The organism is Porphyromonas pogonae, assembly GCF_036320655.1.
Classification (GTDB): domain Bacteria; phylum Bacteroidota; class Bacteroidia; order Bacteroidales; family Porphyromonadaceae; genus Porphyromonas; species Porphyromonas pogonae.
In genome coordinates, this window is sequence record NZ_CP143258.1 from 844,534 (window position 1) to 865,573 (window position 21,040).

11 protein-coding genes, 2 tRNA genes and 3 rRNA genes are annotated in these 21,040 nt (G+C 43.8%); 12 read left to right on the top strand and 4 right to left on the bottom strand.

All coding sequences use genetic code 11. The features are described 5' to 3' along the window. Positions 1-7: 7 nt before the first annotated feature. On the top strand, positions 8-1,318 hold the full coding sequence (der, locus tag VYJ22_RS03210; RefSeq protein ID WP_329905021.1) for a ribosome biogenesis GTPase Der: 1,311 nt from the start codon (positions 8-10) through the stop codon (positions 1,316-1,318). 281 nt (positions 1,319-1,599) lie between these two features. On the opposite strand, the gene dacB is transcribed toward der, so the two are convergent. Then, the gene (gene dacB, locus VYJ22_RS03215) at positions 1,600-3,021 is read right to left on the bottom strand and encodes a D-alanyl-D-alanine carboxypeptidase/D-alanyl-D-alanine endopeptidase (protein ID WP_329905022.1); all 1,422 of its coding nucleotides are present in this window, start codon (positions 3,019-3,021) and stop codon (positions 1,600-1,602) included. Positions 3,022-3,141: 120 nt separating this feature from the next. On the opposite strand from dacB, the gene ung reads away from it, so the two are divergent. The 7 genes from ung to rrf all read left to right on the top strand — a co-directional run bounded on the left by ung (position 3,142) and on the right by rrf (position 11,610). Beyond that, the gene (gene ung / locus VYJ22_RS03220; RefSeq protein WP_329905023.1) at positions 3,142-3,810 is read left to right on the top strand and encodes a uracil-DNA glycosylase; all 669 of its coding nucleotides are present in this window, start codon (positions 3,142-3,144) and stop codon (positions 3,808-3,810) included. A gap of 1,954 nt (positions 3,811-5,764) precedes the next feature. Next, positions 5,765-5,965 carry a hypothetical protein gene (locus tag VYJ22_RS03225; RefSeq protein WP_329903671.1) on the top strand — a complete coding sequence of 67 codons (201 nt, stop codon included), beginning with the start codon at positions 5,765-5,767 and terminating at the stop codon, positions 5,963-5,965. A 205-nt stretch (positions 5,966-6,170) separates the two neighbouring features. Then, positions 6,171-7,698: ribosomal RNA gene (locus VYJ22_RS03230) — 16S ribosomal RNA — on the top strand. A 390-nt stretch (positions 7,699-8,088) separates the two neighbouring features. Then, a tRNA-Ile gene (locus tag VYJ22_RS03235) sits at positions 8,089-8,162 on the top strand. Between the two features lie 37 nt (positions 8,163-8,199). Continuing rightward, positions 8,200-8,273 (top strand) — tRNA-Ala (locus tag VYJ22_RS03240). A 163-nt stretch (positions 8,274-8,436) separates the two neighbouring features. After that, a 23S ribosomal RNA gene (locus VYJ22_RS03245) occupies positions 8,437-11,334 on the top strand. A 165-nt stretch (positions 11,335-11,499) separates the two neighbouring features. Beyond that, positions 11,500-11,610, top strand: a 5S ribosomal RNA gene (gene rrf, locus VYJ22_RS03250). Together the 16S, 23S and 5S rRNA genes with 2 tRNA genes alongside form the textbook arrangement of a ribosomal RNA operon. Before the next feature lie 171 nt (positions 11,611-11,781). On the opposite strand, the gene VYJ22_RS03255 is transcribed toward rrf, so the two are convergent. After that, complete coding sequence (locus tag VYJ22_RS03255; protein ID WP_329905024.1) at positions 11,782-12,492, bottom strand: M48 family metallopeptidase; 711 nt, start codon at positions 12,490-12,492, stop codon at positions 11,782-11,784. 224 nt (positions 12,493-12,716) lie between these two features. Between VYJ22_RS03255 and VYJ22_RS03260 the strand changes: the two genes are divergently transcribed. Continuing rightward, a complete protein-coding gene (locus VYJ22_RS03260) occupies positions 12,717-16,136 on the top strand; it encodes a polysaccharide deacetylase family protein (RefSeq protein ID WP_329905025.1) in 3,420 nt (1,139 codons plus the stop codon). An 18-nt stretch (positions 16,137-16,154) separates the two neighbouring features. Here VYJ22_RS03260 and VYJ22_RS03265 read toward each other — a convergent pair whose 3' ends face one another. Next, entirely contained in the window at positions 16,155-16,283 is a 129-nt protein-coding gene (locus tag VYJ22_RS03265) for a hypothetical protein (RefSeq protein ID WP_329905026.1), read from the bottom strand. A gap of 134 nt (positions 16,284-16,417) precedes the next feature. After that, entirely contained in the window at positions 16,418-17,389 is a 972-nt protein-coding gene (locus tag VYJ22_RS03270; RefSeq protein WP_329905027.1) for a DUF4476 domain-containing protein, read from the bottom strand. Positions 17,390-17,791: 402 nt separating this feature from the next. Between VYJ22_RS03270 and serB the strand changes: the two genes are divergently transcribed. The 3 genes from serB to VYJ22_RS03285 all read left to right on the top strand — a co-directional run bounded on the left by serB (position 17,792) and on the right by VYJ22_RS03285 (position 21,039). Continuing rightward, a complete protein-coding gene (serB, locus tag VYJ22_RS03275) occupies positions 17,792-19,030 on the top strand; it encodes a phosphoserine phosphatase SerB (protein WP_329905028.1) in 1,239 nt (412 codons plus the stop codon). A gap of 40 nt (positions 19,031-19,070) precedes the next feature. Next, on the top strand, positions 19,071-19,382 hold the full coding sequence (locus VYJ22_RS03280; RefSeq protein ID WP_329905029.1) for a Dabb family protein: 312 nt from the start codon (positions 19,071-19,073) through the stop codon (positions 19,380-19,382). Positions 19,383-19,644: 262 nt separating this feature from the next. Further along, the gene (locus tag VYJ22_RS03285; RefSeq protein ID WP_407989273.1) at positions 19,645-21,039 is read left to right on the top strand and encodes an alpha-L-fucosidase; all 1,395 of its coding nucleotides are present in this window, start codon (positions 19,645-19,647) and stop codon (positions 21,037-21,039) included. Position 21,040 lies beyond the last annotated feature (1 nt).

The window sequence follows — 21,040 nt, forward strand, 5'->3', positions numbered from 1 at the left end:
AATCCCAATGAGTAATTTAGTAGCCATAGTAGGCCGTCCCAATGTGGGTAAATCAACACTTTTCAATCGCTTGACTCAGACTCGACAAGCCATTGTAAACGAAGTCTCGGGTACCACCCGAGACAGACAGTATGGCAAGGTGCTATGGCTGGACAAGGAATTCTCTATCGTTGATACAGGCGGTTGGGTAGTTGGTTCCGAAGATGTTTTCGAAGGAGAGATCAACAAGCAGGTAGAGATAGCCATGGACGAGGCAGATCTTATCCTCTTCGTTGTTGATGTCGAAAACGGCATCACTCTCGAAGACGACGAAGTCGCTGCCAAACTAAGGCGCTCCAAGAAGCCTATTATTCTCGTCGCCAATAAGGCCGACAATTTTGCTCAGCACTATGCGGCATCTGAGTTCTACTCATTTGGCTTGGGCGATCCTTTCTGTGTATCCGCTATCAGTGGCTCCGGCACAGGTGATCTGCTTGACAAAGTTGTAGAGGCTCTTCCCGAAAAAGCGGAAGAGATCATTGAGCCCGATTGTCCGCGTATCGCCATTGTAGGGCGTCCCAATGCCGGTAAATCATCGCTTGTCAATGCTTTTATCGGAGAGGAGCGCAACATTGTTACGGATATTGCCGGTACTACTCGTGACTCCGTTTATACACATTATAATAAATTTGGGCTCAATTTCTATTTGGTTGATACAGCCGGTATTCGCAAGAAAGGTAAGGTCGATGAGGATCTGGAGTACTACTCCGTTATCCGTTCTATAAGAGCTATCGAGAGCAGTGATGTGTGTGTGCTTATGATCGATGCTACTCGTGGTATAGAGAGTCAAGATCTCAATATATTCTCATTGATCCAGAAGAATAGTAAGGGACTCGTAGTCTGTGTCAATAAATGGGATTTGGTCGAAGACAAGAGCACTGCCGCCATCAAGCATTATCAGGAGGCCATACGTTCACGCTTTGCTCCTTTTACCAATTTCCCTATTCTTTTCATTTCAGCTCTTACCAAGCAGCGCATTTTCAAAGTGCTCGAGACGGTAAGCGAGGTCTATAAGAATAGAAGCACTCGGGTAGCTACGCACAAACTCAACGAAGTCATGTTGCCCATCATAGAAGCTACACCTCCTCCTGCATGGAAAGGCAAGTATATCAAGATTAAATATGTGATGCAACTCCCTACTGCTGTGCCCAGTTTTGCATTTTTCTGCAATCTGCCACAGTGGGTCAAAGAACCGTACAAACGTTTCTTGGAAAATAAAATTCGTGAAAACTGGAACTTTGAAGGCACTCCCATCAACATATTTATCCGTGAGAAATAACCGTATTTGCAATTAATTCGCTCTAAAAAATAAGGTCATCAGCATTCGTGCCGATGACCTTTCTTATTGATGTCAAAAGTGAATCTCTATTAGAGACCGTTGCATAGCAGGCCAATTGCTTCGTTGCTTGCGAGATTCGCGCTAGGTCATTTACCTGAAGTAAACTCCCTGTGCACTCACTCTTAGCGCCTTGCACTTTACCTTCTCTGCCCGGTCAAAGTGTCTTTTGTCGGCTTTGCCTCCAAAATCCACAAGACTGTTGACTTTTGCAACAGTCTCTATTACGCAAAGTAGCTTTTTACAAATTGGTCGAAGGCGTGCTTCATCACATAGGCACTGTTGTGATCATTGGATATGAATACTACCACATACCAGTTCCCTTTGTTCTGTACATATCCTCCGTACCCCAGTACACCGGACATACTACCGCTTTTCAAGTAGGCTTCTACTGCTCCGTCACTGAGTATGCTCCGCACTGATCCTTCCTTGCCCGCACGTGGCAGGCTATGGAGGAATACGTTGTCTTGCGGGTTAGCATCGTGCATCAGTGAGAGTAGTGTACGGCTCAATACATCCGGGGTAATTCTGTTTTTGGGCGATAGTCCGCATCCATCGTACAAGGTCATCTCTTCCTGCTGTATACCCAGCGTTGCCTTCCAGTAATCCTCTATTTTGTATGGTCGTATGATATTTTGTCCATATATAGGTTGATTTGCAGTCTCCACCTCTTTCATCATGGCCTCCGCAAAGCTATTTACACTTCTGAAGTTCGTCACTTTGAGCAGCGTATCCAGTGGTAGCGAGTTGTACTCCATCACCAGTGAGCCCTGATTCGTTTTGAGAGGTTCGTATGCCCCCAAGCCTTTACCGTCTACTTTTACACCCGCCTGTCCCAGCCAAGTTTTGATGTTCACAGCTCCGTATGTAGCCGGGTCGGGTAGAGCCGTTTTCAGTGTATAGTACTTCTGTTTAGGCGGAATGCTCCCGTAGATGATGCCTTGGTTGAGGAAGGGGATCATCATACACCACACACTATCGCGCCCTATAGTTGTTTTGTTTATCCATTTCATCTCAGGGTGTTCAGGATTGGCCTTGAGCACCTGTGGCACTTTTCCCACAGAGTTGAGCGTGAGGTTTATTCTATTGTCAAAGATGTTGAAGCCGTAAGTCCCCGTGCCGTAGTAGTTCCCTATATCTTCCACCATCCATGTGGGGTTTACTCCTTCATCGCCATAGCGTGAGGCATCCACCCAGATATCTCCGGTTATTTCTTTGATGCCCGCATGTTCTATTGCAGCGATGAGTTCCCTTTTGAATCTGCCTCTGTCAAGTGGGGTGTAGTGGGATTCTAATGCCGGATCTCCTCCTCCATACACTATGATATCGCCATGTAAAGTCCCCATTTGTATAGGCCCCGTAGTAAAGATGCGTGTGGAGAAGTGGAAGTCAGGTCCTTTGAGGCGCAGTATGGCTCCGGTAGTCATTATTTTTGTTAGTGACGCAGGGCACATTCTTTGATTGCTATTGTATTCGAGTAGCGTCTTGCCCGTGGCACAAGCCCGGACTATAAGCCCAGTCTGTGCATGCTCGCGACTTTCGGCATTTTTGATATAGTTGAGTGCGGCAGGGTTCTGTGCTGATACTCCCATGATAGAGATAGAGGCAGTGCCCAAGCCTATAATCAGTCTATGAAGAAAATTCATTGAGTCTAACTTGATAAGTTTATTTCCAAAAGACGAAATTACAATAAAACATTCGTTATTGGAATGATATTGAATACTTACCTTTGTAACTATCATTAATTTTTTGAGATTATTTAGCGCATGAATGTAAGAATTGACGATGGTTGGAAGCGTATTTTGTCGGGTGAATTTGATAAGCTGTATTTCGAACACCTTATCCACACGGTCAAGCAGGAATATGCCGGTACCCACCCTATATATCCTCCCGGTAAGTATATTTTCAGAGCTTTGGATTTGTGCCCACCCGAAAAAGTAAAAGTCGTAATCTTGGGTCAAGATCCGTATCATGAATTTGGACAAGCCGAGGGTTTGGCTTTTTCTGTTCCTCCCGGTGTGCCGGTTCCTCCGAGTTTGAGAAATATGCTCCAGGAGATCAAAAACGACACCGGCACCCCATCTCAAATCGTGGGAGGCAACTTATTACCTTGGGTAGAGCAAGGGGTATTGCTCCTCAATGCCACGCTTACGGTGCGTGCGGGGCACGCTGGTTCACATCAAGGTATAGGCTGGGAGAGTTTCACGGACGAGGTGATACGCACTCTGGCAAATACGCGCGAACATTTAGTGTTTATGTTATGGGGGAGTTATGCCCGTCGCAAAGGGGCCATGATCGATCGCACACGACACCTTGTTTTGGAAGCACCTCACCCCTCTCCATTATCAGCTCACCGCGGATTTTTGGGATGCAAGCATTTTTCTCTTGCCAATAAATACCTCGAAGCACATCATCAAACCCCCATTCGATGGTAATTCATCATCTTTCTCTGGTTTAGGGATGGCTTTGTATTATCATATAGGGTTGAGGGGAGTGGTATCATTTTGTCAGTTTAAGGGGGGGGGATTGTGCTTGTTGGATTTGTGATGGTTTTTGAGGGATTAGTGGGTCTTGACAAATGGTCGTTTTGTGTTGTATCTTTGTTGTTGTGTGGGGGCTGTTTTTTTTGCGAATTGCTTTATGGGAAGGGGATGCGAATTACAAATGGGCTAATGATGAACAATGAACCGATTATGTTTACAAGCGAATTACGACTGATTTTTATATAAGCATGGGAATATATGGCGTATGATTGGGTAATATATTGCAGAGAAATCGGATAAATTCAGACCTATAAGTCTATATACTCATGAATTTCGTGGGTGTATCCTCTCTCTCTCTCCCTCTCTCTGATAGTTCAGGATTTATCCCCTTCAGATATTCTGATGTAAGTGCCTTAAGTACATTGCGTGAGCCATGCATGATTATCAGACTGAGCCGTTATATTATACTGTAGTTGGAATTCCATCGCTCATTGGAGTAGGCTCCGATAGTATCTATTCTATTATACATTATATTATACTGTGGTTGAATTCGGTTTCATCCCATATTCCTTCTCCATTATCCCTTTCAAAAGGCTTATTTCACTTATCCTCCAACTTCCGCATTTCACATTTCACTTTTTTCTTTCCTGTCTTTTAGCCTTCAAAATTCATCGTATACGGATAGCCGACCTATGCTATACGGACAATTGACTTATCGTACACGGACGGCAGACTTATGTACACGGACGACGGACTTATCCTATATGGATGGCAGACCTCTTCTCATCGAATTTGATCTATCTGCATTCTTTTGTTTTGTTTTTGCACCCGGTTAAATAAATTGACGATAGAGGTAGGGTATTTTATGATTGTGCAATAAATGCACATTTTACCGCTTCTTGATTTATTAAGGCCTTTCTTCACCCCGAAAAAAGGCGTTGGAAAGATGATTCTTATTTAGACTTTGTATAAATAAGCTTAGTTTTTAAACTAAAAACACTGCGATTTGAGGGAATCCTATAGCCAACGCAAAAACTTTAGTTATGGGAATTCCGGCATTTTACTCTCTGACGGTAGTCTGTGCCGCACTGCCCCAATTCTGTCATTCTGTCAAAATGGAGCTGATCCGGCACCGACGTATTCCCCTTTTCTTTCATGGTTTACTCTCTGCCATTACTTAACTCACCCCTCATACCTATAAACTATACTAAAAACTTAATAATTATCCTTCCATTCCTGTACACATTCATCATACACCATATATATATCCACCATCTATATATATGTATTGATTGATTTCCCACCTTAGCCCGTGTCGACATAGGGAAATACGAATCCTTCCACCCTAGTAATCTCCTACAAAAACAGCTAATCCCTTTTAGCCGATTGGTGAGCTATGCCTATTTGTGCTGTCCCAATCTCCTACAAAAACAGCTAAACGAGCTCAACTGGACTCTCCACTCCTCGCCAATTCACCCTCACTCCCCGTCGCTTCGCCCCATTGTCACGCCACTTGCCGGGGATTTTGGCCACCTATTCCCGTTGCCTTCGTTGTTTTTGGATATTTCACTGTTTCTCCATAAGTCTGTGGAGTAGTGGTTTGACATATTTTAACAGAATAAACACTCAAGAAAGTTTGGATTGTAATAAAAAAGGGTCTACATTTGCACTCACAATTCGAGCGGGATTGTATGAATCGACTTCTGATGGATGTATGCTTCCGAATAATTCTTTAGGGCTTTGAGCACTATCGGATAGAGAGGGGGGTGTCACTGAAGTAGGCAGGTTTTTAAGGACCTGTTTTTTTGTCCTTGGCTGTACGGGATTTCGTGCGGGAGGTTAGGGTTGCTCTTATATATGTATGAGGCGATCCTGAGGAAAAGGGGAAAGAAGAGAGAGGCGTTTCATGAGTACAATTAAGAAAAGGGATGAAGATGATTTTGATTCCGTAAGGGTGGTTGTTTTAGACTGCTCTACACCGCATCAAAAAAAACTTTCGAAAAAATTTGGAAGTAATAAAACATTTTCTTTACCTTTGCATCCGCAAACAAACGGAAGCGGTTTTCGCCAAGAGACACCGCGGGAAAGAAAGAGAAGTTTGTTTTGAATAAAAAGAGAAAAAAGAGCGATCTTTGAGATATTTCATATTGAAACGAAAAGTGTAGTACAAGTAAAAAAGAAACGTTGGTTTATCAACAAAATATCCAACCGTCAAAAACAATAACTTTATACAGGCTACAACTTAATAAATCGAGAACTGATAAAGCAAGATTCTTTAGAGCGAAAAACAGAAACAAACAAAAACAAATATAACATTGAAGAGTTTGATCCTGGCTCAGGATGAACGCTAGCGACAGGCTTAACACATGCAAGTCGAGGGGCATCGGGGAGTAGCAATACTCTGCCGGCGACCGGCGCACGGGTGCGTAACGCGTATGCAACTTACCTTACAGAGGGGGATAACCCGTTGAAAGACGGACTAACACCGCATATTCTTATATTATCGCATGATAGAGTAAGGAAATATTTATAGCTGTAAGATAGGCATGCGTCCCATTAGCTAGTTGGTAGGGGTAACGGCTCACCAAGGCAACGATGGGTAGGGGAACTGAGAGGTTTATCCCCCACACTGGTACTGAGACACGGACCAGACTCCTACGGGAGGCAGCAGTGAGGAATATTGGTCAATGGGCGAGAGCCTGAACCAGCCAAGTCGCGTGAAGGATGAAGGTCTTATGGATTGTAAACTTCTTTTGCGGGAGAATAACGGGCGCTACGAGTAGTGTTATGAATGTATCCCAGCGAATAAGCATCGGCTAACTCCGTGCCAGCAGCCGCGGTAATACGGAGGATGCGAGCGTTATCCGGATTTATTGGGTTTAAAGGGTGCGTAGGCGGCTTTTTAAGTCAGCGGTGAAAGGTTCGGGCTCAACCCGGACATTGCCGTTGAAACTGGGGAGCTTGAGTATGGATGAGGTAGGCGGAATGCGTGGTGTAGCGGTGAAATGCATAGATATCACGCAGAACTCCGATTGCGAAGGCAGCTTACTAAGGCATTACTGACGCTGAAGCACGAAAGCGTGGGTATCAAACAGGATTAGATACCCTGGTAGTCCACGCAGTAAACGATGATTACTGGGCGTATGCGATACAATGTATGCTCCTGAGCGAAAGCGTTAAGTAATCCACCTGGGGAGTACGCCGGCAACGGTGAAACTCAAAGGAATTGACGGGGGCCCGCACAAGCGGAGGAACATGTGGTTTAATTCGATGATACGCGAGGAACCTTACCCGGGATTGAAATGTAGACGATAGGGGATGAAAGTCCTTTTCCCTTCGGGGCGTCTATGTAGGTGCTGCATGGTTGTCGTCAGCTCGTGCCGTGAGGTGTCGGCTTAAGTGCCATAACGAGCGCAACCCACATTGGTAGTTACTAACAGGTAAAGCTGAGGACTCTACCGAGACTGCCGGCGTAAGCCGTGAGGAAGGTGTGGATGACGTCAAATCAGCACGGCCCTTACATCCGGGGCGACACACGTGTTACAATGGTGGGGACAAAGGGCAGCTACCTGGCGACAGGATGCGAATCTCCAAACCCCATCCCAGTTCGGATCGGAGTCTGCAACTCGACTCCGTGAAGCTGGATTCGCTAGTAATCGCGCATCAGCCATGGCGCGGTGAATACGTTCCCGGGCCTTGTACACACCGCCCGTCAAGCCATGGGAGTCTGGAGTACCTAAAGTCCGTAACCGCAAGGGTCGGCCTAGGGTAATACAGGTGACTGGGGCTAAGTCGTAACAAGGTAGCCGTACCGGAAGGTGCGGCTGGAACACCTCCTTTCTGGAGACTCTTAAAGAAAATAATGCTTAAGGTCACGCTGCTTTGAATAATATTAAAGTAGTAAAGTGCTTGATAAGCTAAAATAGATTGTATGCTGGTAAGCTATAAAGGTATTGCAAAAGAGAGACAAGTGTTGGGTATTACAACTAAAAGGGGATAGGCCGGATGTAACTGATTTACGGTCTACATTTTTCGGGACGATATGATATCATGCGAGAAACCATCTCGAATGAGAAACCGGGGATAATAAATAATAAGGAAGCCGAGCAGAAAGAGAGAAAAGGATCATTGCTTTTAAGTGACAAATAAGCAGTGTTTTCTAATTAATCCAAGCATTCCGTATATATTTAAGGATACACGCCCCAGCAAAGAGATTGAACAGCATAACGCAGTCCTATAGCTCAGTTGGTTAGAGCGCTACACTGATAATGTAGAGGTCGGCAGTTCAACTCTGCCTGGGACTACACCTTAGGGAGCTTTATAGGAATAAAGCATATATACGGGGGATTAGCTCAGCTGGCTAGAGCACCTGCCTTGCACGCAGGGGGTCATCGGTTCGAATCCGATATTCTCCACGTATGTTATCTGATGTTCTCACTGAGATAAGGGGGAAATTAAGATAAAAGCGATCATTGACATAGTTAAAAAGAAGACATTAAAAAAACAACAAAACATAGAGCAAATAAAAAAGCTAAAGTATACTAAATCCGTTTAATTTCGTAAGAGATTATACGGACGGCGCAAAATTAGTTAAGGGCAGACGGTGGATGCCTAGGCTCTCGGAGGCGACGAAGGACGTGATAAGCTGCGAAAAGCTGCGGGGATCGGCACATACGATTTGATCCGCAGATATCCGAATGGGGCAACCCGGCATGTAGAAGACATGTCACACTACCTAGTAGTGAGCGAACGTGGGGAACTGAAACATCTAAGTACCCATAGGAGAAGAAAACAAAAGTGATTCCCTTAGTAGTGGCGAGCGAACGGGGAACAGCCCAAACCGTTATTGTTTCGGCAATAGCGGGGTAATAGGACTTCGATTTACTTATAATTGATTGATAGGAGAACGGATTGGAAAATCCGGCCGAAGAGCATGAAAGCTGCGTATCCGGCATCAAGAAATTAGGTTAGAAGTATCCTGAGTAGCGCGGGACACGAGAAATCCTGTGTGAATTAGCGGGGCCCATCCCGTAAGGCTAAATACTCCCGAGAGACCGATAGTGAACCAGTACCGTGAGGGAAAGGTGAAAAGAACCTCTAACAGAGGAGTGAAATAGACCCTGAACCCGTCTGCCTACAAGCGGTCGGAGCATCGATAAAGATGTGACGGCGTGCCTTTTGCATAATGAACCTACGAGTTACTTGGGCCGGCAAGGTTAATCGTCGCGAGAGACGAGGAGCCGTAGCGAAAGCGAGTCTGAATAGGGCGTAATATAGTCGGTTTGAGTAGACGCGAAACCAAGTGATCTACCCTTGGTCAGGATGAAGGTCAGGTAACACTGAGTGGAGGTCCGAATCGGTAAGCGTTGAAAAGCTTTCGAATGAACTGAGGGTAGGGGTGAAAGGCTAATCAAACTTGGAGATAGCTCGTACTCCCCGAAATGCATTTAGGTGCAGCCTTTGATGTTTCTTGTATGAGGTAGAGCGACTGATTGGATGCGAGGCTTTCACCGGCTATCAAGTCCAGATAAACTCCGAATGCGTACAAGTCATAGTCAAGGAGTGAGGGCATGGGTGCTAAGGTCCATGTCCGAGAGGAGAAGAATCCAGACCACCGGCTAAGGTCCCGAAATAACCGCTAAGTTGAACAAACGAAGTCAGAATGCAAAGACAGCTAGGATGTTGGCTTGGAAGCAGCCATTCATTTAAAGAGTGCGTAACAGCTCACTAGTCGAGGATTCCGGCGTGGATAATAATCGGGCATAAGCGGTTTACCGAAGCCGTGGGATGTAATAAAACATCGGTAGGGGAGCATTCCGTCGACGTCGAAGGTAATGGGACAACCATTGCTGGAGTTTACGGAAAAGCAAATGTAGGTATAAGTAACGATAAAGGGGGTGAGAAACCCCCTCGCCGAAAGACCAAGGTTTCCTGATCAACGCTAATCGGATCAGGGTCAGTCGGGGCCTAAGGATAAGTCGAAAGGCGATTCCGATGGACGAACCGGTTAATATTCCGGTACTGATAATAAGAGCGATGTGGTGACGGAGAAGTGATAGTCCTGCCATCTGACGGAATAGGTGGTTAAAGGGTGTAGGAGTTGATCGAGGTAGGCAAATCCGCCTTGAGATCCGAACCTGACAGTACACGGAGTGCATGCACGAAGTGAAATGGATGTAAACAGGCTCCCAAGAAAACCCGCTAAGCATATTTTATTAACACCCGTACCGTAAACCGACACAGGTGGTTGGGTTGAGTATACTAAGGCGCTCGAGTGAATCGCGGTTAAGGAACTAGGCAAAATAGTCCTGTAACTTCGGGAAAAAGGACGCCTCTCTCCGGAGAGGCCGCAGAGAATAGGCCCAGGCGACTGTTTAACAAAAACACATGGCTATGCAAAATGGAAACATGCAGTATATAGCCTGACACCTGCCCGGTGCTGGAAGGTTAAGAGGAGATGTCATCCTTAAGGAGAAGCATTGAATTGAAGCCCCAGTAAACGGCGGCCGTAACTATAACGGTCCTAAGGTAGCGAAATTCCTTGTCGGGTAAGTTCCGACCTGCACGAATGGTGTAACGATCTGGGCACTGTCTCAACCGCGAGCTCGGTGAAATTGTAGTATCGGTGAAGATGCCGATTACCCGCAACGGGACGAAAAGACCCCGTGAACCTTTACTATAGCTTTACATTGTATTTGGGTAACAAATGTGTAGGATAGGCCGGAGACTATGAGTCGGGTACGCCAGTATTCGAGGAGTCACTGTTGAAATACGGCCCTTTTGTTATTTGGGTTCTAACTCTGTTTTCAGAGGACATTGTATGGTGGGTAGTTTGACTGGGGTGGTCGCCTCCAAAAGCGTAACGGAGGCTTCTAAAGGTACCCTCAGGCCGATTGGTAACCGGTCGCAGAGTGTAATGGCACAAGGGTGCTTGACTGGGAGACAAACAAGTCGCACAGGTAGGAAACTAGAGCATAGTGATCCGGTGGTTCCGTATGGAAGGGCCATCGCTCAAAGGATAAAAGGTACTCCGGGGATAACAGGCTGATCGCTCCCAAGAGCTCATATCGACGGAGCGGTTTGGCACCTCGATGTCGGCTCGTCACATCCTGGGGCTGGAGAAGGTCCCAAGGGTTGGGCTGTTCGCCCATTAAAGTGGCACGCGAGCTGGGTTCAGAACGTCGTGAGACAGTTCGGTCTCTATCTGTTGTGGGCGCAGGAGATTTGCGAGGCTCTGACACTAGTACGAGAGGACCGTGTTGGACGGACCACTGGTTTATCGGTTGTACCGCCAGGTGCATAGCCGAGTATCTAAGTCCGGAAGAGATAAGTGCTGAAAGCATCTAAGTACGAAGCTCGCCTCAAGATTAGATCTCCATATAAGGGTGGTTATAGACTATGACCTTGATAGGCTGCAGGTGTAAAGGCGGTAACGTCATAGCCGAGCAGTACTAATAGCCCAAAATATTTACGCAGTGCTAAGTAAAAAGTAGTATATCTGAAAAGTTCAAAACTAATCAGAGAGAGATACATCTTTATAGAAAGCATTTAGTGTATTTTGGCTTTACGATTATTAGCTCGATAAAAATGTATTGGTTGAGTTTTTAATTCTTCTTTTTTAACGATGTTATTTAGAGATATTCAGGCGGTTATAACGTCGGGGTTCCACCTCTTCCCATTCCGAACAGAGAAGTTAAGCCCGATCGTGCCGATGGTACTGCGTCACAGTGGGAGAGTAGGTAGCTGCCGTTTTTACAAAGACGAAGGGGAGTGTAAGTATACAAGCTTACACTCCCCTTGCTTTTTTATATGTATGTATAGGAGAGGAAAATTAGGATACGAGGAGAGCTAGGATACGAGGAGGTAGGGTGGCAGCGTATCCTGACGCTACGATGATAGAGCTGACTTGAGGATATTGTAAGGTTATAATAGAATGGTATTGAGCTCTTGCTTCAAAGACTTCCAATCCGGCACTTCCGCCTCCAAATAGTGATAAAAATGTTTTGAATGATTGTGCTCGAGTAGATGACACAGCTCATGAATCATTACATATCTGATACACGATTCGGGAGCTTTTATGAGTTCGGTGTTTAAAGTGATTGTCCCGGTAGAAGAACAGCTGCCCCACTTACTTTTCATTTTTCGATACTTTAGTTCTTGTGGTATTACCTTATATTTATTTTGAAATTGATTGATAACAGGCCTAAATAAAGAGGGTAGGAATTTTTTACCGATCATGGTATACCATGCGCTTATAATATTTTTTCTATTTGTATCTTTGGGGCAGTGAAGTACAATTTTATCATCAATGATTTTGACACTAATAACTGGGGACTCATAGATTTGTAATCTATAAGACTTGCCTAATAGACGAAGAGGAGTACCCTCTGTATAATCTACTTCATCATTACTACTTTGCTTTTGATATGCTTCAATCTTGGCACGGTGTTTCTCTATCCAGTTGCTTCGTGATTGTACGAATTCTTGTATCTCGTTTATGGAGGTATAATGGGGTATCCTCACTTCGGCACATCCATTGGCATAGATATAGATTCCCATACTACGCCGCTTACTATAAATAATATTCAGAGAGATTGCAGGATGGCCTACAAGTATTATATCATTATGTTTCATGAGATGAATATATGGGTACAAATTTATGAAATAAAAAACGAACTAATAATTCTGTCATTATAGTGTAAAAAATATTCCCTTTACATAATAAAAAGGTTGGTGTTCTGTTTAATAATCATTCACAGTAAATGAAATTTAGATTATGGTTTGAGCTGTCGGTGTTCTGTTGTTCAATAGTCGTGCTTAACAATGATTGCTTTTCTCTTAATAATGTATAAGTAAATATGCAGATTTTTCAGACAGATAATTCTACAAGGTGGAAGAAGTTTAAGTGGAGCTTCAGAGTAATTATCTTTATCCTCTCTCTCTTTATAGCGGCTTTGGTGATTTCGTTCTCATTTGATAGAAAGCCTGAGATTCCTTTCCGATATGACTATAGGAGTGTAATTACTGCATCAAAGCCATTTCTTCAGGAAACAAAACTCTCAAAAGAATACAAAGGCTATCGGAATGCAATATCTGTAAAGAAGCCACATTCAGATTATGAGAAGCTCCATGCGGAACATAAACATCGTGCAGTAGCGCAAAAAGCTCAATTGACACCACGCAGTGGACGTATGGCTGAGTGGGCGAAGATGAAGGGTGGAATACGCTCTGCTTTTTATGTAGCATGGGACCCACAGTCTCTTACATCTCTCAAGAATAATATCCGGCATCTTAATTTAATTATCCCGGAGTGGTTCTTTATTGATCCTAAGACAGATTCTCTAAGACTCAATATGGACCCAGAGGGATATAAGGCGATGAAGAGGAGTAAAGTACCCATCATGCCTATTTTGAGTAATAACTTCAATAGAGAGTTTCATGCCGAACCTGTAAGTCGTATCTTTCATGATAAGGCAAAACGCTCACATCTTATTGCCCAGCTTCTGGCATACTGTAAGAGGCATAACTTCATAGGTATAAATATTGACTTTGAGGAGTTGGCCGAATCATCCAATGAGCCATTTGTTCGTTTTGTCAAGGAGATTTCTGAAGCGTTTCATCAAGCCGGTCTTATCGTATCTGTAGACATTATGCCTTTCAATGATGACTACAATGTAAAGGAGATGAGTAACTATGCCGATTATTTCATTCTCATGGCTTACGACGAATATTACGGCGGTGGCGATGCAGGGCCTATCAGTTCTCAAAGATGGATAGAAGCGGCCGTGGATAAGATTGTAAAAGAAATACCGGCCGAAAAGATCATCCTGGGGTTAGCAGGATTTGGTTATGATTGGCCTCACCCTGATAATAATGATGGAAGTGTTACGTATCAGCAAGCACTCTCAAGAGCCAAAGCAAGCAACTCAACTATCAACTTTGATAATAATACTTATAATCTGACTTATGGATACCAAGATGATAAGGGTACAAAACATCAAGTGTATTTTACTGATGCTGCCACTTCATTTAACACCATGAGGTTTGGTGTGGAGTCAGGTATGGCCGGATTTGCACTCTGGCGTCTCGGAAGTGAGGATTGGCGTATGTGGCGTTACTATCGACATGATTTGGCTTTGCCTCAAGTGCGTAATTTTGATTTCAAACGACTTGAGTTTATCCCCGAGAATAAGAGAAATGTGGATTATGTAGGAGATGGTGAGATATTGGATGTAATCAATGCTCCTCATCCCGGCAAGGTTGCTATGGAGATTGATAGCACGTCTATGCTTATTGCTGAAGAGAAATACGTGGAGATCCCTTCGGACTACCAGATACATAAGTTAGGGGCAGCTGATCCCAAGAAGTTGGTTCTTACTTTTGACGATGGACCCAGTGCCGAGTTTACTCCGAAGATATTGGATATTCTCAAGTCGCGCAATGTCCCTGCTGCTTTCTTTATCGTAGGATTAGAGGCAGAGCAGAACTTACCTCTTCTCAAACGTATTTTCAAAGAAGGGTATGAGATAGGTAATCATACCTTTACACATCCCAATATTGCTAAAGTATCCCGTGCCGAAGCACTCCGTGAACTCAAGCTCACTCGGTTGTTGCTTGAGAGTGTTACGGGACACAGCACCATTCTGTTCCGTGCTCCCTACAACGCAGATAGTGAGCCGGTGACTCAAGAGGAAGTAATACCGGTGATGCTGGCAAGAGAGCAGAATTATTTGGATATTGGAGAGAACATAGATCCGGAAGATTGGCAACCCGGAATATCCGCTGATACCATTATTGCCAGAGTGATAGATGCTGTGCATAAGGAGAAAGGCAATATCATTCTCTTGCATGATGCAGGTGGCGATAGTAGGGAGGCTACGGTGAAAGCCTTACCCGTTATCATTGATAGCTTGCATAAGGAGGGCTATACATTCACCACTATCTCAGGTTTGCTCAACAAACCGAAAGACGTGCTTATGCCTCCTGTGCCCAGAGATCATACTTACTATGCCTTGCAGTCTAATATGATTCTGGCAAACATCTTCTTTGCTTTGGGGCGTTTTCTTGCAGCCCTTTTTATCATCTTTGTTACGCTTGGCATTATTCGCCTTGCATTTATGATCGTGTGGGCTATCATAGAAAAACGAAAAGAGAGAAGGAGCCATCAATTAACAAAACATGATACATTGATATCATACCCCAAGGTATCTATCATTGTCCCTGCCTACAATGAGGAGATCAATGCAGTATCCTCATTGAAAAACTTACTCAAGCAGGATTACCCGAACTTTGATATTGTATTTGTCGATGATGGAAGTAAGGACTCTACCTATAATAGTGTGGCGTCAAAGTTTGATTCTCATCACAAAGTAAAGGTTTACACAAAGCCCAATGGTGGTAAAGCATCAGCTCTTAATTACGGTATTGAACACTCCGATGCTGAGTATGTGGTATGTATTGATGCTGATACTAAGCTTTACTCCACTGCATTATCATTATTGATGTCACATTTCGTTGGAGAGAATGCTACCTCGGATGTAGGAGCTGTAGCCGGATATGTCAAAGTGGGTAATCGCATCAATATGATGACCACTTGGCAGAGCATTGAGTACACTACAAGTCAGAATTTCGATCGGATGGCTTATGCTCATATCAATGCCATCACCGTAGTACCGGGAGCTATAGGCGCTTTCAAGCGTTCTGTGATAGCTGAAGTCGGAGGTTTCACTGTAGATACTTTGGCCGAGGATTGTGACCTGACTATCCGTATTCTACGGGCAGGTTACAAGATCGAAAATGAAAATAGAGCTGTGGCTGTTACAGAAGCTCCGGAGACGGTGAAGCAATTTGTCAAACAACGCACCCGTTGGTCCTTCGGCGTATTACAGACTTTTTGGAAGCACCGTGATACCCTCTTCAATCCCCGATACAAAGGTTTGGGTATGTGGGCAATGCCCAATATGCTTATCTTTCAATTCATCATCCCTACATTCTCTCCTTTGGCAGATTTACTTATGCTTTTGGGTATTTTCATGGGCAATGGTGAGAAAATACTTTTGTATTACATTATATTCACGATAGTCGATTGTAGCATTTCTGTAGCTGCATTTATCATAGAGCGGGAGAAATTACGCAAACTCTTGTGGCTTATACCTCAGCGCTTTGTTTATAGATGGATCATGTATGTCGTACTGTTTAAAAGTTACCATAAGGCCATCAAAGGAGAGCTACAAAATTGGGGAGTACTCAAACGCACCGGCCATGTTGCCGATGTATAGAACCTGAATTGTGGTATACTACACTAAACCAAGAGGGTTAGCTTCACATCTGAAAGCTAACCCTCTTGGCATTATTGTTAGTCCTATTTGAGACCGTTGCATAGCAGGCAAATTGCTTCGTTGCTTGCGAGATTCGCGCTTGGTCATTTACCTGAAGTAAACTCCCTGTGCACTCACTCTTAGCGCCTTGCACTTTACCCTCTCTGCCCGGAGTGTCTTTTGTCAGCTTTGCCTCCAAAATCCACAAGACTGTTGACTTTTGCAACAGTCTCATTTAGGGATTATTTCAGCGATTGTAAAATAGCTTTTACATCATTCTCTCCGGAGATAAAGGACATCGTATTCACGATTTGATCCGCGTTTTCCAAATCAACTACTCTCGGGATTATTATTCGGGCAACTTCCAACTTCTCATCATCAAAACTAAAAAGATTCATCAGTCTCACACATTGTGCACATGTAAAGCGCCTATTCATCCCTGCTAATTTGAGCGTATTGAGTTTGTCATCTTTAAATGGAATACTCTTTATTTTGGAGTACAGTTCATTGAAGCTCGCATCATCCGGCCTAATACGCCTATCATCGTATGGATAGTTATTTTTCTTCCTTTTTGAGGACTCTAATATACGAGTGGCCTCATCTTTACCCGAAGAGAATGAGAATTCACCAATAATTTTATAAACATTCTCTATATCCACAATTCCCGGGGCTACAGCTCTTAGCACTTCCAGTCTTTTATCGTCAAACGAAAACAATTTCATAAGTCTAATGCAGTCTCTTGTGATAAAACGACGATTGGATGCTCCCATCCTGATCAGATTCATTTTGTCATCATCAAATGGCGTATTTTTGACTTTGGAATAAAACTCTTCAAAGCCGTTGGGATCTACGCTGGCGTACGGATAGCCACCCGGTATTCGTGGCATGCGGGGTGCATCGGGATATATCACTACCGGTGGAGACGAGGTGTAGTCATTGGATACAAAACTATTCAGATTCACAACACGGTTGTTCTCGAATGTAATAATATACACATCTGATACACCCCCTCCATGAGCATTCCTATATTCCCACTCTTCGCTCTGTTGGTTAAAGCGTCTGAACTGTGGTCTCCCGAGTACTTGTCTTACCTCCTCACTGCTCATCCCTTTGGAGATTTTCATCATCTCTCTTTCAGGATTTAGCATGAGACCGCATGCCGTGAGCATCAAAGCCATGATGCCCCATGATAGTAACGCAGTTATTCTTTTCATGATGATATTTTTGTGTTTATAATATTTATCGTGACTTTGGTATCTTCTTCAATCTATTACGGCAAGCACATGTAATAAGAACTTTGGTTGCTATATAAGTAGGGTGTAAATTATTTAGGTTAGGAATCTGAACTCTAAAATTATAATAATTAAATCAATTTTGCAATATTTTACATTTGTTTTATTATGGAGTGATTTAGAGTGTAAAGCTTCTAATATATCCGTGCTTAGCATCTTATGTGTGTAGGAGGAATAATATTTATGAATGTTAAAATAGCCGTTTTGCAATGTTCACATTGAAATTTGGGTTGTAAACTGCTTGCGGAGCTGAAAGAGTTTTTTAACTTTGCCAATAACATATTGCAATTCGAGGAAATTATTTTTTTCCTATATACACAGAACATGTCAGAAAAAAACAAAATCATATTAGCCAATATCCACGGTGAAGACCGTCCGGGTGTTACAGCGTCGCTTACATCAGTGCTGGCAGATCATCATGCGTTTATTTTAGATATCGGTCAAGCCGATATACACAACCACCTTACTTTGGGTATCTTGTTTCAAACCACAGAGGAAGAGTCGGGAGCCATTCTCAAAGATCTGCTTTTCAAGGGCTATGAACTGGGTGTTAATATCCGCTTCAAACCCATTACTGAGGAGAACTACATGAACTGGGTGAATTTGCAAGGTAAAAACCGCTACATTATTACCATTGTAGCTCGTAAGATCACGGCAGACATGATAGCCGGTATAGCACAAGTGAGTGCCGAGCAAGGGCTCAATATCGATGATATCAAACGTCTTACCGGGCGCATCTCTATGAATGCCCGTGCAAAGACTCCGCTGGCCAGTGTGGAATTTTCCATGAGAGGAACACCCAAGGATGCTGAGGTTTTACAGAAAATGTTTGTAGAGCTATCAGCCCAACACAATATGGATGTATCCTTCCAACGCGAGAGTATGTACCGTCGTACTCGTCGTCTCATTTGCTTTGATATGGACTCTACACTTATCCAAACGGAGGTTATCGACGAACTTGCCATCAAAGCCGGTGTCGGAGACCAGGTGAAAGCCATTACGGAGAGCGCCATGCGTGGCGAAATTGATTTCAATGAGAGTTTCGAGCAGCGTTGTGCTCTACTTAAGGGGCTGGATGTGTCTGTCATGCAAGAGATAGCTGAGAACCTACCCTATACCGAAGGTCTCGAGCGTCTCATGAAGACACTCAAGATGGTTGGCTTCAAGATAGCTATTCTGTCAGGAGGTTTTACTTTCTTTGGTAATCATATCAAAAACAAATTTGGTATCGACTATATGTATGCCAATGAACTCGAAGTCGAGGATGGCAAGCTTACCGGCCGTCATGTGGGCGATATCGTAGATGGACGTCGCAAAGCAGAACTCTTACGCTTGATAGCTCAGGTCGAGGGGGTAGATCTCATGCAGACGGTAGCTGTGGGCGACGGTGCCAATGACCTCCCCATGCTGTCGGTAGCAGGACTGGGTATAGCCTACCATGCCAAGCCTAAGGTCAAAGAGAATGCGCAACAAAACCTGAGCACAGTAGGTCTCGACGGTATATTATATTTTCTGGGTTATAAAGACTCTTTCATTGATGATGAAGTAATGAACAAAAGATAAACATAACTAATACTTATTTATTCACCTAATTCTGATAATTATGATTACGCATACCGTAATGTTTAAACTCGATGGATTTAAATCTTTAGAAGAAAAGAACGAGCATCTCAATCGCATCAAAGAAGCTTTTGAGACATTGCCCGATGAAATAGAGCAACTGATTGATCTCAAAGTCGCTATTAATATTAATCCGGAAGAAAAGGATTTTGACTTTTTGCTCAAAGCGCACGTGCCGCATGTAGATGATTTAGCTCTCTATGCTGAGCATCCTGCGCATGTTTCTTTTGTCAAGGGACTTATCGCTCCTTACAAGGTAGCCAGAGCATGTGTAGATTATATCAGTGAATTGTAGCTCTACAACCTACTTCACCCTTACTCATAAGCTATGATAAAATCCTTGTGATTTTATAAATAAATAGTTTGTTCCAATTCCTTTTTTATATCATTTATCCAAACGATAGCTTATTAGTTACCCCTAAGGCTGAATTCTGTGCATAGATCTATGGTCTAATGCAGAGAGTTCGGCCTTTTTCTTTATAAAAAATGTATCTTTGTGGCGATCTTGGCTAATAAAACCAAGCTGAAAACAAACTCTTTTAAGAACCTCTATTGGAATGTTTAAAAAAGTACTCTTTCTAATCCAAATCCTTAATTTGTTTTTTTTTGCGGCTAATGCCCAAAAAATGACCTTGCCGATACCATCTCCCTCACAATTACGTTGGGCGCAAGCAGAGATGGGAGTCGTTTTTCACTATGATTTGCATGTTTTCGATAACAAACGCTACAACCAAACCGAAAATCGTATCAATCCCATCGAAGACTACAACATCTTTAATCCTCAAAAGTTAAATACTGATCAGTGGATTCTTGCTGCCAAGGCTGCAGGAGCACGCTTTGCTCTCCTTACAGCCACTCATGAAACAGGCTTTGCTCTCTATCAGAGCGATGTCAATCCCTATTGTATGAAAGCTCTCAAGTGGGCCGACGGCAAAGGGGATATCGTACGTGACTTTATAAACTCGTGCCGTAAATACGGTATCATGCCGGGTATATACATCGGTATTCGGTGGAACTCCATGCTCGGTGTGCACAATTTCAAAGTCGAAGGGGATGATAAGTTTGCCGCCCAAAGACAATCATGGTACAAGCGCCTTTGTGAGCGCATGACACAGGAGTTGTGCACACGTTATGGTGAGTTGTTTATGATCTGGTTCGATGGCGGAGCAGATGATCCTGCGGGTGATGGCCCCGATGTAGAGCCTATTGTCAAGAAATATCAGCCTAATTGCTTGTTCTATCACAATAGCCGGCGGGCTGATGTACGCTGGAGCGGCTCTGAGTCCGGTACGGTAGGATATCCTTGCTACAGTACTTTCCCTACACCTTATTCTCATAATAAAGATATTGATACATTGGCCAATTACCAAAACCTGCTCAGGCAGGGAGATCCTCATGGCAAGTATTGGGTTCCCGCTATGGCAGATGCTCCGCTACGCGGGGCCAATGGCCGTCACGAATGGTTCTGGGAGCCGGGTGACGAAAATGCCGTAGAGCCTCTGGACAGATTGGTCGATATGTATTATAAGTCTGTAGGGCGCAATGCCACCCTCATTTTGGGACTTACACCTAATCCTGACGGGCTTATTCCTGAGGGTGATGTAATGAGGCTGAAAGAGTTTGGTTCTCGCATACATGATATGGTAGGGCGTACTCCTCTGTACATCGCAGACTTGGAAAAGCCTGCAATAGAAATCAATATGAAGTCATTCCAGCCTGTCAATCAAATTGTGATACAAGAAGATATTGCCAATGGAGAGCGTGTGAGAGCTTACCGTATTATGGGGCTTACCGAAAAAGGTTGGGAGAAAATCTGTAGTGGCGATAATATCGGACACAAACGTATCGATGTCTTTCCGCGCATAAAAGTAAAACGTATCAGACTATGTATCGATAAGGCTATCGGTAAAGCGGAAATTCTTAACTTCAGTGTCTATAATTCTAAGTTTTAAG

What these genes read in the sequence shown, in the direction of transcription:
- VYJ22_RS03270 (WP_329905027.1), bottom strand. Translation starts at nt 17,389, where the DNA reads ATGAAAAGAATAACTGCGTTACTATCATGGGGCATCATGGCTTTGATG.
- serB (WP_329905028.1), top strand. Translation starts at nt 17,792, where the DNA reads ATGTCAGAAAAAAACAAAATCATATTAGCCAATATCCACGGTGAAGAC.
- VYJ22_RS03285 (WP_407989273.1), top strand. Translation starts at nt 19,645, where the DNA reads ATGTTTAAAAAAGTACTCTTTCTAATCCAAATCCTTAATTTGTTTTTT.
- VYJ22_RS03260 (WP_329905025.1), top strand. Translation starts at nt 12,717, where the DNA reads ATGCAGATTTTTCAGACAGATAATTCTACAAGGTGGAAGAAGTTTAAG.
- VYJ22_RS03280 (WP_329905029.1), top strand. Translation starts at nt 19,071, where the DNA reads ATGATTACGCATACCGTAATGTTTAAACTCGATGGATTTAAATCTTTA.
- dacB (WP_329905022.1), bottom strand. Translation starts at nt 3,021, where the DNA reads ATGAATTTTCTTCATAGACTGATTATAGGCTTGGGCACTGCCTCTATC.
- VYJ22_RS03265 (WP_329905026.1), bottom strand. Translation starts at nt 16,283, where the DNA reads ATGACCAAGCGCGAATCTCGCAAGCAACGAAGCAATTTGCCTGCTATG.
- der (WP_329905021.1), top strand. Translation starts at nt 8, where the DNA reads ATGAGTAATTTAGTAGCCATAGTAGGCCGTCCCAATGTGGGTAAATCA.
- VYJ22_RS03225 (WP_329903671.1), top strand. Translation starts at nt 5,765, where the DNA reads ATGAGTACAATTAAGAAAAGGGATGAAGATGATTTTGATTCCGTAAGG.
- ung (WP_329905023.1), top strand. Translation starts at nt 3,142, where the DNA reads ATGAATGTAAGAATTGACGATGGTTGGAAGCGTATTTTGTCGGGTGAA.
- VYJ22_RS03255 (WP_329905024.1), bottom strand. Translation starts at nt 12,492, where the DNA reads ATGAAACATAATGATATAATACTTGTAGGCCATCCTGCAATCTCTCTG.